This window comes from bacterium (assembly GCA_035295165.1).
Lineage (GTDB): Bacteria > Sysuimicrobiota > Sysuimicrobiia > Sysuimicrobiales > Segetimicrobiaceae > JAJPIA01.
Map to the genome: position 1 here is coordinate 23,988 of DATGJN010000061.1, position 12,330 is coordinate 36,317.

Sequence of the window (12,330 nt, forward strand, 5' to 3'; positions counted from 1 at the left end):
GACGCGCCGTCGAATAAAGAGCAAAGATGCCGGATTTCTCCCCATACATCGTGCCCGCGCTCCGGGCCGCCGGCGCGGCCGGCGCGATCCAGCGATCGCTGATCGGTCGGACGCGTGTGGACTACAAACGGCCCCAGGACCCCGTGACCGAGGCGGATCGCTCGTCCGAGGCAACGATCATCCGGATCCTCGGCGACGCCTTCCCCGGCCATGCGTTTCTGGGCGAGGAGGGCGGCCAGCGCGGCACCGCCGACCACACCTGGGTGATCGACCCGCTCGACGGCACCCACAACTACGTGCACGCGTTCCCGTGGTTTGCGGTCAGCATCGCGCTACGGCACCGCGACGAGATCGTCTGCGGCGTGATCTTGAACACGATGCTGCGCGAGGTCTACGTCGCGGAGCGGGGAGCCGGCGCGTACGCCGCTTCCGTCGAGACGCCGTACGAAGCCACGGACTGGACGGCGGTCCGGTCGTGGCGCCGCATCCACGTCTCCCCGGTCACGCGGCTCGAGGACGCGACGCTGTGCACCGGGTTCCGGCATCCGGTCGAGCCGGCACGGCTCAACCTCGATCACTTCACGAACCTGCTCGTGCGGGCGGCCCGGATTCGCGAGATCGGCTCGGCGGCGCTCAGCCTGGCGGCGGTGGCCCTCGGACAGATGGAAGGCTACTGGGAGATCGGGCCGCACGCGTGGGACTTCGCGGCCGGGATGCTGCTCGTCGCCGAAGCCGGCGGGCGGACGACCGACCTCCGCGGACGGCCCGCCGGGGCCGACCGCGGGCAGATCCTCGCGACCAACGGGGCCGTTCACGATCACGTCGTGGCCGTGCTGGCCGAGGGCCACAGCGCGATAGACTGAGGCGCTCCGCGCTCAGGCCGCCGCGGCGTGGACGTCCCGCGGCAACTCGCTCAGCACGTGCGCGCCGTCCTTCGCCACGTAGACGATCTCCTCGAGGCGCGCACCGAGCTCCCCCGGGATGTAGATCCCGGGCTCCACCGAGAACACGAACCCCTCCTCTACGGGAAGCGTGTTGAGGTGCGTCACGCTGGGGAGTTCGTGAACGGAGATGCCGAGGCCATGGCCGAGGCGATGGATGAAGTACTCGCCGAACCCCGCACGCTCGATCACCCCTCGCGCCGCGAGGTCCACGTCCTTGAGCGGCACGCCCGGGCGGATCGCCGCCAGCGCGGCCTGCATCGCGGCCTCGAGCGTCCGGTGGATCTCCTCGTGCCGCGCGCTGGGCGCGCCAACGTAGGCCATGCGGGTGATGTCTGATGCGTAGCCGTCGAGCCGCCCGCCGAGATCGAGCGTGACCGCGTCGCCCGCCGCCAGTTTGCGGCCGCTGACGTTGTGGTGCGGAAACGCGCCGTTCGGTCCGGATGCCACGCCGGTGAACACCACTTCCTGCGATCCCGACCTCTTGAACGACGCGGCCGCGGCGTCTGCGATCTCCTGTTCGGTCGCGCCCACGCGGCATGCCGCCCACGCGTCGCGTACCGCCTGATCCGCGTGCCGGGCGCTGCGCCGGAGCGCTTCGATCTCCTCCGCCGACTTGCGCATCCGGAGGTACGCCAGAACCTCTGACCCGAGGGCAAGCGTCGCGTCAGGGTACGCCGCGTGAAGGGTCAGCACGAGATCGGCCCGCATGGTGTCGTCGACCGCGAGGCGCGCGGGGGTCCGACTCCCGAGCGCCTTCCGGGCGCCATCGAGCGCGGCAGACGGTCCGTCGGCATCGGTGTAGACGAACGTGGGCACGGCGATGTGCGCGGCCGCCTGGGCGGCGTTCAGGCTGGGCACCACGAACGCGGCGCCGCGCGGGTCCACCAAGAGATAGCACGGACGCTCGTCTGCGTGCGGCGAGAACCCGCACAAGTACCGCAGATCATCGCCGGGAGAAACGGCCAGCAGGTCGATCCGCTGAGCAGCCATGCGCCGCCGCGTTTGGTCGATTCGCGCCGCGTAGTCCATCGCACCCTCCCCGATTGTCGCCGACGGCCCCGCGGACCGGCGGACCGGACCCGGAAATCGCGCGTCTTCCCCGCGGTGCGTACACTCCCACGGCGTCTGCGGGGACTCCCGCCGTCAAATTGACACGCCTACGGGTCTCGGCTAGAGTGGGTGGGTGATGCCCGGATGAGCCCGACCCGCGCCTCCCGCCCGCCGCGCCGCCTTCCCAGAAAGGCGGCCGGCCGCGCCGGGGCGGACGCCGGGCGGCGGCCCGCCGGCAGGCTCCCCGCGGAACCCGCGGCGGCCCGGGCGACGCGCGCGATCGAGATCGTGCGCCGGCTCAGTGCGCGGTACCCGGACGTGCGCATCCCGCTGCACCATCGCAACCCGCTCGAACTGCTCGTTGCGACGATCCTGTCGGCCCAATCGACCGACGCCCAAGTGAACCTCGTCACCCCCGCGCTCTTCCGGCGGTACCGGCGCGCCGCCGACTTCGCGCGCGCACCCGCCCCGGAATTGGAGACGTACATCCACAGCACGGGGTTCTATCATGCGAAGGCCCGCGCGCTCCAACGCTGCGCTCGCGCGCTCCTGGAGCGGCACGACGGGGAGGTGCCGCGTACGATGGAAGAGCTCGTGCGCCTGCCCGGCGTGGGGCGGAAGACCGCAAACGTCGTGCTCAGCGGATTCGGCGTGCCGGGGATCGTGGTGGATACGCACGTTCGCCGCCTGGCGCAGCGGATGGCGCTCACCGCGCACGACGACCCGGACAAGATCGAGCAGGATCTGATGCAGCTCATCCCGAGCGAGGAGTGGAGCGCGTTCTCGCTCCGGATGATCTTCCTCGGCCGGGAGCTCTGCTCCGCGCGGCGCCCGCAGTGTCCCGTGTGTCCGCTCGCGGACGTTTGTCCGTCGAGCCGGTACGGAGGCGCCCCGCCGTGGATGCGCCCGCGCGCGCCGCGGCCTGCACGCGCCGGTACACGGCCGGACCGGGGCGCCGGGGCCGTCAGGAAAGGACGCGCGCGATGAGCGGCCTCCTCGACGGAAAGACGGCTCTCGTGATGGGCGTCGCCAACCGCTGGAGCATCGCGTGGGCGGCGGCCCGCGCGTTCTCCCGGGAGGGCGCCCGCGTCGTCTTCACCTTCCAGGCCGCCCGACAGGAGAAGGACGTCCGCGAGTTGGCCGGCACGCTCCCCGGGTCGCTCGTGTTCCCGTGTGACGTCGCGCGGGACGCGGACCTCGAGCGGCTGGCCGGCGCGGTCCAGGAGGAGGCCGGCGGCGTGGACGCCGTGCTGCACAGCATTGCGTTCGCGAACCGCGAGGATCTCGGTGGCGCCTTCGTCGAGACGTCTCGGGCAGGCTTTTCCCTCGCGCTCGAGATCAGCGCGTTTTCGCTGGTCGCCGTCGCGCGCCATCTGCTCCCGGCGCTCAAGCCCGGCGCGAGCCTGACGACGCTCACCTACATTGGCGCGACCCGCGTGATGCCGAGCTACAACGTCATGGGCGTAGCGAAGGCGGCGCTCGAGGCGAGCGTCCGCTACCTGGCGAGCGACCTCGGGCCGCGCGGCATCCGGGTCAACGCGATCTCCGCGGGCCCGATCAAGACCGCGTCGGCGAGAGCGATCCAGGGCTTCAGCCGGGTGCTCGAGGTGATGGAGCAGCGCGCCCCGTTGCGGCGGAACACCGAACCGGACGAGGTGGCGGATGCCGCGGTGTTCCTCGCCAGCCCGCTCGCCCGAGGCGTCACCGGCGAGGTCCTGTTCGTCGACTGCGGCTTCCACGCGACCGGCCTGTAACACCGGCCGGGCGCCGCGCCGGGCTCCCGCGAAGACTCCGCCGTGCTCGTGGAGCCGCCGCATTGATCCGCGGCCGCATGACGGCGAGATCGGCGCCGGGAAGCTGGCGATCGTGTAGACGGAGCTCGCCCCTACGTCGAAGACGGCGCTTCGAGCGCGAGGACGGCTTCGCGCGGAAAGCTCACGGTGAGTGTTTGCCCCCGCTGCGGCAGGGCGAGCCTGGGGTTGTTGAACGTGTCCAGCGAGATCGCGTTGTCCTTGAAGCGCACACGAATCCGCACGACGGAGCCGAGGAAGTTGACCTCTTCGACCGTCCCGTGCATCCGGTTCCCGTCGCTCGCCGCCTCGCCGAACGAGACGACTTCGGGGCGAAGCGCCACCGAGCACGCGTCGCCCGCGTGCGTGCGCTCCAGCCCTCGCGCCGCGATAACCTCCTGTCCGTCGACCACGATCTTGCCGCCCGCCGGGTCGGCGACCTGGCCTCGGAGCACGTTCAGGGTGCCGACAAACGACGCCACGAACGACGTCCGCGGGAAGTTGTAGATCTCGAACGGTGTGCCGACCTGCTCGACGCGTCCGTTGTTCATCACCACAATGCGGTCCGAGAGGGAGAGCGCCTCTTCCTGGTCATGCGTGACATAGATCGTGGTGATCCCCAGCGTCCGCTGGATCGAGCGGATCTCGTTTCGCAGCACCACGCGAATCTTCGCGTCGAGCGCTGAGAGCGGCTCGTCGAGGAGGAGCAGCTGCGGCTGGATCGCCAGCGCGCGAGCCAGGGCCACCCGTTGCTGCTGTCCGCCGGAGAGCTGGTAGGGGTAGCGGCCCTTCAGCGCCGGCAGCTTGATGAGGTCGAGCATCTCGTCGACGCGCCGTTTGATGTCGGCGACGGGTTTTTTCGCCACCCGCAACCCGAACCCAATATTCTCGCCAACCGTCATGTTCGGGAACAGCGCGTAGGACTGGAACACCATCCCGACGTGGCGCTGGTGCGGCGGTCTGTGCGTGATATCCACCCCGTCAACGCGGATCGCACCCGACGAGGGCGCCTCGAACCCGGCAATCATGCGCAACGTCGTGGTTTTCCCGCACCCGCTGGGGCCGAGCAGCGAGACGAACTCTCCGCGAGTCACCTTCAACTGAACGTGCTCGACGGCCGTCGTCTGCGCGAATTTCTTTTGGAGATTGTCGATCTCGAGGAAGGGTGTCCCCGGCTCCGCGCCGCCGATCTCCGCCGGCTGCCGCCCGCCCGCGTCGTCTGGCATTAGTGCGCCGCCGGCAACTGCCCGGGGGTGCGTCCCGCGAACACTTGAAGGAGACCCATGCACGCCCACGTGATCGCAAAACTGATGACGGCCAGCGCCGACGGCTCGTAGGCGCGATTCGCGCCCATGAGCTGCAAATAGGGACCGAACGCCGGTCGATCCAGAAGGCTCGCCATCGTAAACTCGCCGATCACGATGGCGAAGGTCAGAAACGCGCCGCTCAGCACCGCGACCCGCACGTTGGGGAGAATGACACGGAACAGGATCGTGGGCCACCCGGCCCCCAAGCTGTGTGCCGCCTCCGTGAGGGTGCGCACATCAATGGCGCGCAGTCCGGTATCGACCGCGCGGTACATGTACGGCAGGGCCAGCGTCATGTAGCTAAACATCAGCAACAGGTCCGTGGTGCGCTCGCTGCCCGTCAACGGCAGGACCGACGCACTGTTGTAGATCCGGAGGTAGCCGAACACGAGCACGATCGCAGGAATGACCAGCGGCAGGAGCGTGATAAACTCCACGAGGGGCCGCAGTTTGGGCGTGCGCAGCTGGATCCAGTAGGCGGTCGGCACCACGAGGACGACCCCCCCGATGATGGTAGCAACCGCCAGCACGGTCGAATAGGTCAGCGTCGCGCCGAACCGCGGGTCCGCCAGCACGATGCGGTAGGCTTCGAAGCTGTATACGCCGCGGAGGTAGCGAAGCGAAAACTCGAACGTTCCCAGGAGCGGGACGAAGAAATAGAGCGCGCCGGCGAGCATGATCAACCACGGCCCGAGGCGATTGCGTTTCATCGCAGCCACCGCTCGCTGCGCCCGCGCAGCCAGATATACACCGCGTTCGACATGCCCGTCATGAAAATCATGCCCAACGCGAGCGCGTAGCCAAGGTTCTGGTTGTGCAGCACATCGCCGCGAATCTGTGCGTACAACACGAGCGTGACGATGTTCAGCGAGCTGCCGGTCAGGGCGTATGCCGTGGCCACCGCGCCAAATGCATTCGCGAAGAGGAGCAGTGTCGCTCCGAGCAACGGCGGCCACAACACCGGGAGCGCGATGTAGCGCCAATACTGCCACGCGCTCGCGCCGAGATTGGCCGAGGCCTCGCGCCATTCCCGCTTCAGCCCGTCGATCGCCGGGGCGATGATCAGGACCATGAGCGGAATCTGAAAATACATGTAGGTCAGCGCCAGGCCCGCGAAACTCAGCAGGTTGAACCCCGTACTGTAGAGATCGAACCCGAAAATCTGGCTCAGCAGTGCCGTGACCAGGCCGGTGCGTCCCAGCGTGGCGAGGAAGGCAAAGGCGAGCGGGACCCCGGCGAAGTTCGAGGCGACGCCCGAGAACGTCATGAGCGTCGGCCGCACCCACGCGGGCAGGCCACCCGCGACGGCCGCATAGGCGAGGGCGAAGCCGACAACCGCCCCGCCGATCGCCGAGGCCGCGCTGATCTTGACGCTGATCAGATAGGAGCTCAGGATGGTCGGTTCAAACAAATCCACGAGGTTCCGGAGGGTGAAATGGCCCTGGCTGTCTCGAAAGCCGCCGACCGCCAAGAACCCGGTGGGCACGATCAGGAACATGATCGCAAAGACGAAGAAGGGAACAACACCCACCCACGCCCACGACACCCGGCCGATCGATGACGGCGCGGTGAGCGAAGGGCCGAGGGCCGGGCCGACTACCTGCGCCACAAGCGAGTCCTCCGCGCGCCGCCCCTTCCCCCGGCGCGCCGGGGGAAGGGGCGCGGGCAGGATCTTGCGTTCACGTCCAACCTGTCCGGACCCAGACGCGCGAGCAGGATCTGGACGCTACTTGACGTTCGCGCCGACGACGGTGTCCCACTGCTTCGTGATGATTTGATTCGCTGCGCCCTGCTGCGCGAGCGTCGGGAAGACCGCCTTGGCGTAGCCTGCCGCAGGGGGGAGTTTTGCCATCAGATCAGCCGACACCTTGCCGCTGCTCACCAGGTTCTGGAAGCGAATCGGGTGGCAGTAGCCCTTCAGCCAGCCCAGCTGGCCTGCGTCCGAATACAGGTATTCCATCCACAGCTTCGCTGCGTTCGGATGCGGCGCGTATGCGCTGATCGCCTGGACGTACACGCCGGCCACGACGCCGCTTGCGGGCACAATGACCTGGACCTTCGGGTTGCCTTTCAGCGTGTCGCGGTCGGCGAGCGCGTTGTAGTCCCAACGGATGATGACCGGCGTGGCGCCCTGGGCGAGAGAGGCGGCTTTGCCGATGACCGGGACGAAGTTACCGCGCTTGTTCAAATCGGCAAAGAACTTCAACCCGGCACCCGCGGCCGCACTCACGCTGCCCTTCGCCGCCGAGAGGCCCGCCGCAAACACCCCTTGAATCGCCTGGTTCGAGGAGCGCGGGTCACCGGCCAGCGCGACCGCATTCTTGTACTGGGGCTTGAGCAGGTCTGACCAGTCGTGCGGGAGTGCCTTCACCATGTCGGCGTTGACCTCGAACGCCAGCACGCCGTAGTAGTCGCCGTACCAATAACCTGCTGCGTCCTTCTGCGAGTTCGGGATCGAGGCCCACGTAGAAACCTTGTAGGGCTGGAGCAGCCCGGCCGCCTTCGCCGACGGGCCGAACGACAAGCCCACGTCGATCACGTCCGGCGCCTGCGGGCCCTTGTTGCCCTTGTTGGCTTTGATGGCCTCGATTTCGTCGCCCGAGCCGGCGTCGGGGTTGAGCTCATTCACCGTCAGCCCGTACTTCTGTTTGAAGGCGCTGATGACGTCGCCGTACCCGCACCAGTCATGCGGCAGCGCGATCACCGTGAGTTGACCTTCCTGCTTGGCGGCCGCAACGAGCTGGCTCATGCCTGTCTGTCCGGCCGCGACTGAAACAAGCGCCATGACAACCAGCGTCGTTAGCGAGAACATCCATGTCCACTTGAGCTTCATGCTGCCCCCCCTCGTTGAAGGTCGGCCCGAAGTGTGGCTCCGACCTTTCGTCTTGCTTTTCCCTTTCCCCTCTTGTTCACCTGCCGTGGTGAGAGCAAGAGCTCTTCGCAGTTTGGTTAGGAGTGTCCACGCTGCTCTTGCCAGCGCCTTCTGCCGATCGCCTCCGGGGGCGTGAGTCCCGTCCGAGGAGGCCCTGATTCTGGGTGGGAAGACGAACCCGGTGGCGTACGCCGGCGTCGGGAGGCAGGGTGCCTGGTCCGCGTCGACGATCTCGGAAACATTTACGGGCGGCACGAGGGAAGCGCGTCCGACATGTGGGACCGTTCAGGTCTAAGCGGCCGCGCCCCGAGAAGCGGGCGGCGGTTCGGCGGCGCCGTCAAGGTACCCTGCGAAGCGGCTGTCGTGAGCATGAACAATCAGAAGGAACGATGGCTGACGCCGCAACGAGACGTTTCATCGGTGGTTCCGCGAAGCCTATCCCCGCTCCCATCAAACACTACCATCCCCTCTCGCGTCGCGGCACCGTGAGGCGCAGCCGCCCGCGCGGCTGCATCGCCCGTGTCGTCCCCGCTCCACGATGGCCCATGCGTGATCGTTCCAGGCGTGACCATCGTTGGAGGGTGAGGTGCCCCGGGTGTCCCGCGCGGAACGCCGAGGCAGAATGCCCCTGCACGCTCGTCGCGCATCATCCGTCGATCCTCACCCTAACCTACCGGACCATTGTTAAATTCCGTCGCGTACACGGCAAAGAAACCGAGAAGAGACCCGCAAGAGACGGTCGAGGCCGTGTCAATGTCACGGGGCCGCGTCCATCGGGTACGATGCACAGCGCGCCGCGAGGGGACACCGGCCGCAGCGGGGACGTCGCGCCGTGCACACCGTCGCGCCGAGGTCCATCAGCGCTTGGTTGAAGTCATAGGCGCGGCCGCGGGGCAGCACCTCAGCGGACAATGCCCACAGCGCTCGTTCGGACGGGCGTGCGCGGTCACCGGCGAAGACCCGCCGTAGCACGCGGCGCACGTTGGTATCGAGGATCGGCGCGTCCTGCCGGAACGCGAAGCTCAGCACCGCGCCGGCGGTGTACGGCCCGATCCCTTTGAGCGCCAACAGTTCTTCCCGCGTCTGTGGGAGGCGGCCGCCATGCCGGCGAACGGCCTCGCGGGCGATCTCCCGCAGCCGGATCGGCCGCACATTGTACCCGAGCGGGTACCACGCCTCGCGCACCTCGCGCGTCCCCGCGGCCGCAAGCGCTTTAATGGAGGGATACCGACGCAGCCACTCACGATACTTCGGGATCACGCGCGGCACCTGAGTCTGCTGCAGCATGATCTCCGAAACCAGGATGTGATACGGGTTGCGCGTACGTCGCCAAGGCAGGTCGCGCTGGTGACGCCGGTACCACGCGAGCAGTCGGCGTTGGAACGCCAGGCGCCGGGCCGACGTTACCGCGATCCGGTCAGACCCGCGGCGCTTCACTTGGGCGCGACCCGCGCGTAGTCGACGCTGGACCGGTGGCCGCTCGTGTGCGTCCAGACCACGGCGGCGGCCGCCCCGTCGGCGGCGACCGCAGGGAACGAATTGCCGCCGTCCGCGGTGAGCCGGAGCACAGGGCCCCACATCCCTCCGTAGCGCCGTGCGTAGATCTGTCCGTCGTCCTGGTCCCACGCCACGTACACCACGCCCGTGGACGTGACGGCGACCGACGGGTGCCGCGCCGGCGAGCCGCTCGCCGACAGCGTCACGGGACCCTGCCACCGGCCGCCGACCCGCCGCGCGTACTCGATGATCGAGTTGAGGTCGGTGTGGTGCTCCCACGCGAGCGAGACCTGGGCCCCGGCGTCCACCGCGAGGTCCGGGTTGAATTCGTCGGACGGCGTGTGGAACACGCCCTCCGGCGCCGTCCATGTCCGATCGCGCTCGGCGTAGCGGATCTGGTAGGTTCGGCCGTCATACTGGTACCAGACGGCGAACAACCGGCCGCCGGGTCCGGCGGCGATCGCCGCGTTCACCGAGTCGGGAACCCCGGTGGAAATCAAGAGCGGGTCGGACCACGCGCGCCCGTCAAACCCGGCGTAGTAGATCTCGTAGATCGACCCGTGTCGCGTGTACAGCGCCGCGCCGCCGCCGCGAATGCCGTACCACACCACGTGAGGGTATCCGGCCCGGTCCACGGTGAGCCCAGGGTACCCGGCGTAGCCGTTCGGCGGTGAGATCCGCTGCTGTGGCCCGACCCACCGGTCGGCCCATACGCGGTAGTAGATCTTGCCCACGCCGTCGTCGTAGCGCGTCCACATGAGGTGGAGCCGGCCCGATGCGTCGAGCGCGATCGCGGGCAGACGCGACGGCGCCGGCCCGTCACTGGCCTGCGCCAGCTTCGTCCAGTGCGCCCCGCCGTCCGCGGAACGCGCGAGGTAGATCTGCGCGCCGCCGGCGCCCGTACCGACGTACGCGACGACAAGACCGGCCGCGTCCCGCACGAGCTTGACCTGGTTGTTGGAAGCCGTGGCGTCCTCGGTGACGCCGTCCGCAACGACGGTCGCCGGCGGCGGTGCCGCGCGGACGGGAACCGCAACGTACGCAACAGCGAGCCATACGAGAGGCGCGAGGCAGCGAGGAGCACGCACGAGGGGGGACATTGGCGAACGCCTCAGCCCATCCCTGCGCCGGGGGGACTTTCGTGACGATGTAGTGTAATCTAGTGACGTCGTGGAGACCCACTCGTGATGACCGATCAGGGACGCAGCGTCGTCCTCGCCCAGCGCGGCATGATCGCCACCGACCACCCGTTGGCGTCGGTCGCGGGCCTGCAGGTCCTGCAGGAAGGCGGCAATGCGATCGACGCGGCGACCGCCGCGGCCGGTGTGCTCGGCGTGGTCACGCCGATGATGACGGGGCTCGGCGGCGATACGTTCATCGTGTACTATCAGGCGTCGTCCGGCCGCGTGCTCGCGCTGTGCGGCAGCGGGGTCGCGCCGCGGTCTGCGACGCCGGAGTATTTCACCTCGCGCGGCCACCAGACGATGCCGCTGGCGGGCATGCTCGCCCCGTCGGTACCCGGTGCGGTGGACGCGATGGCCGCGTCGCTCGAGCGCTGGGGCAGCGGCCGGTTCTCGCTCGGCCGGCTCCTCGAGCCGGCGATCCGCTACGCGGACGCCGGCTTCCCGATCACGGAAAGACTAGGCGGTTGGTTCGAGGAGGGGGCTGCGGCGCTGGCCCAGTACCCGTCTTCCGCTCGCGTGTACCTGCCGCACGGACGCCCGCCACGCGTCGGCGAAATTCTCGTCCAATCTGATCTCGCCAGTTCTCTGCGTACCGTCGCCGAGCAGGGCCCGCGCGCGATCTACGAAGGCGGGCTCGCGGCGCGCATCGTCGACTACGCGCGGGCCCGCGGGGGACTCCTCGACGCCAGGGACTTCGCCACCCATCGCTCGGAGTTCGCCGATCCGATCTCGACGACGTACCGCGACCTCGTCATCCACGCGACGCCCCCGCCCTCGCAGGCGCTCGTAATGCTCGAAATGGTCAACATCCTCGCGCAGGACGACCTGGGCGCGCTTCCGTGGGGATCGGCGCAGGCGATCCACCTCGCCGTGGAGGCGAAGAAGCTCGCGTTCGCGGATCGCGTGGCGTACGTCGGCGATCCCCGGTTCATCCAGAATCCGCTCGACCGCCTCCTCAGCGCCGAGCACGCGCGGGAGCGGCGCCGGGCGCTCGATCCCCTCCGCGCCCAGACGTCAGTTGCGGCCGGGTCGATTCACGAACACGCTGGCGAGACGACGGCGTTCGTCGTCGCCGACGCGGAGGGCAACGTCGCGAGCTACATCACGAGCCTGTCCGCCCCGTTCGGCTGCGCCGAGGTCGTCGACGGCACCGGCATTCTGCTCAACAATCGCGCGGGGCGCGGTTTCTCGCTGGTGCCCGGGCACCCCAACATCATCGCTCCAGGCAAACGTACGATGCACACTCTGATGGCGTTCCTCGCGACGCGCGCCGGCGCGCCCTACCTGGCGTGGGCGACCCGCGGCGGAGACGGTCAGCCGCAGTGGGACTTCCAGGTCTGGAGCGCCATCGTGCACCACGGCATGAACATTCAGGCCGCCATCGAGTGTCCCCGCTGGTTCAGCTTTCCCGCCAGCGACCCGGCCACGATCTCGTCGCCGTTTGAGCTCCGGATGGAAGCGGGGTTCCCGGCAGACACCTATGAGGGCCTCCGCCGCCTGGGACATCACGTGGTCGCCCCGCGCGTGACGACCGGCGGCGTCCAAGTCATCGCGCGGGATCCGCAGCGGCGAGTGTACGGGGGGGCGTCCGACCCCCGCGCCGACGGCTGCGCGGTCGGGTTCTAGACGCCGTCGCGAAGGAACGCGACGGCGCAGCCGACGCGGCCCCGTGCGCACCGATCGTCA

At 68.8% G+C, this 12,330-nt stretch carries 11 protein-coding genes; 4 read left to right on the top strand and 7 right to left on the bottom strand.

The annotated features are described in order from the left end of the window. Positions 1 to 26 precede the first annotated feature (26 nt). A complete protein-coding gene (locus VKZ50_09140; protein HLJ59882.1) occupies positions 27 to 863 on the top strand; it encodes an inositol monophosphatase family protein in 837 nt (278 codons plus the stop codon). Between the two features lie 12 nt (positions 864 to 875). Here the strand turns inward: VKZ50_09140 and VKZ50_09145 are convergent, their stop codons facing one another. After that, complete coding sequence (locus tag VKZ50_09145; GenBank protein HLJ59883.1) at positions 876 to 1,973, bottom strand: Xaa-Pro peptidase family protein; 1,098 nt, start codon at positions 1,971 to 1,973, stop codon at positions 876 to 878. Positions 1,974 to 2,138: 165 nt separating this feature from the next. Between VKZ50_09145 and nth the strand changes: the two genes are divergently transcribed. Next, entirely contained in the window at positions 2,139 to 2,981 is an 843-nt protein-coding gene (gene nth, locus VKZ50_09150; protein HLJ59884.1) for an endonuclease III, read from the top strand. Then, the gene (locus VKZ50_09155; GenBank protein ID HLJ59885.1) at positions 2,978 to 3,748 is read left to right on the top strand and encodes an enoyl-ACP reductase; all 771 of its coding nucleotides are present in this window, start codon (positions 2,978 to 2,980) and stop codon (positions 3,746 to 3,748) included. The genes nth and VKZ50_09155 overlap by 4 nt, the downstream gene beginning before the upstream one ends. Before the next feature lie 131 nt (positions 3,749 to 3,879). Here the strand turns inward: VKZ50_09155 and VKZ50_09160 are convergent, their stop codons facing one another. From VKZ50_09160 to VKZ50_09185, 6 genes are all read right to left on the bottom strand, one after another. After that, positions 3,880 to 5,010 carry an ABC transporter ATP-binding protein gene (locus tag VKZ50_09160; GenBank protein ID HLJ59886.1) on the bottom strand — a complete coding sequence of 377 codons (1,131 nt, stop codon included), beginning with the start codon at positions 5,008 to 5,010 and terminating at the stop codon, positions 3,880 to 3,882. Further along, a complete protein-coding gene (locus tag VKZ50_09165) occupies positions 5,010 to 5,801 on the bottom strand; it encodes an ABC transporter permease subunit (GenBank protein HLJ59887.1) in 792 nt (263 codons plus the stop codon). The genes VKZ50_09160 and VKZ50_09165 overlap by 1 nt, the downstream gene beginning before the upstream one ends. Further along, positions 5,798 to 6,646, bottom strand: a complete 849-nt coding sequence (locus tag VKZ50_09170; protein HLJ59888.1) for an ABC transporter permease subunit — start codon at positions 6,644 to 6,646, stop codon at positions 5,798 to 5,800. Before VKZ50_09170 ends, VKZ50_09165 begins: the two co-directional genes overlap by 4 nt. A 171-nt stretch (positions 6,647 to 6,817) precedes the next feature. Beyond that, entirely contained in the window at positions 6,818 to 7,876 is a 1,059-nt protein-coding gene (locus tag VKZ50_09175; protein ID HLJ59889.1) for an ABC transporter substrate-binding protein, read from the bottom strand. 843 nt (positions 7,877 to 8,719) lie between these two features. Continuing rightward, the gene (locus VKZ50_09180) at positions 8,720 to 9,400 is read right to left on the bottom strand and encodes an A/G-specific adenine glycosylase (GenBank protein HLJ59890.1); all 681 of its coding nucleotides are present in this window, start codon (positions 9,398 to 9,400) and stop codon (positions 8,720 to 8,722) included. Next, a complete protein-coding gene (locus VKZ50_09185; protein HLJ59891.1) occupies positions 9,397 to 10,560 on the bottom strand; it encodes a sialidase family protein in 1,164 nt (387 codons plus the stop codon). The genes VKZ50_09180 and VKZ50_09185 overlap by 4 nt, the downstream gene beginning before the upstream one ends. Positions 10,561 to 10,647: 87 nt before the next feature. Here VKZ50_09185 and ggt point away from each other — a divergent pair, with 87 nt between their 5' ends. Next, entirely contained in the window at positions 10,648 to 12,270 is a 1,623-nt protein-coding gene (gene ggt, locus VKZ50_09190) for a gamma-glutamyltransferase (protein HLJ59892.1), read from the top strand. Positions 12,271 to 12,330 lie beyond the last annotated feature (60 nt).

Bases quoted from the DNA above. Each gene is read 5' to 3' on its own strand.
- VKZ50_09140 (HLJ59882.1), top strand. From the start codon at position 27: ATGCCGGATTTCTCCCCATACATCGTGCCCGCGCTCCGGGCCGCCGGC.
- VKZ50_09145 (HLJ59883.1), bottom strand. From the start codon at position 1,973: ATGGACTACGCGGCGCGAATCGACCAAACGCGGCGGCGCATGGCTGCT.
- nth (HLJ59884.1), top strand. From the start codon at position 2,139: ATGAGCCCGACCCGCGCCTCCCGCCCGCCGCGCCGCCTTCCCAGAAAG.
- VKZ50_09155 (HLJ59885.1), top strand. From the start codon at position 2,978: ATGAGCGGCCTCCTCGACGGAAAGACGGCTCTCGTGATGGGCGTCGCC.
- VKZ50_09160 (HLJ59886.1), bottom strand. From the start codon at position 5,010: ATGCCAGACGACGCGGGCGGGCGGCAGCCGGCGGAGATCGGCGGCGCG.
- VKZ50_09165 (HLJ59887.1), bottom strand. From the start codon at position 5,801: ATGAAACGCAATCGCCTCGGGCCGTGGTTGATCATGCTCGCCGGCGCG.
- VKZ50_09175 (HLJ59889.1), bottom strand. From the start codon at position 7,876: ATGGCGCTTGTTTCAGTCGCGGCCGGACAGACAGGCATGAGCCAGCTC.
- VKZ50_09185 (HLJ59891.1), bottom strand. From the start codon at position 10,560: ATGTCCCCCCTCGTGCGTGCTCCTCGCTGCCTCGCGCCTCTCGTATGG.
- ggt (HLJ59892.1), top strand. From the start codon at position 10,648: ATGACCGATCAGGGACGCAGCGTCGTCCTCGCCCAGCGCGGCATGATC.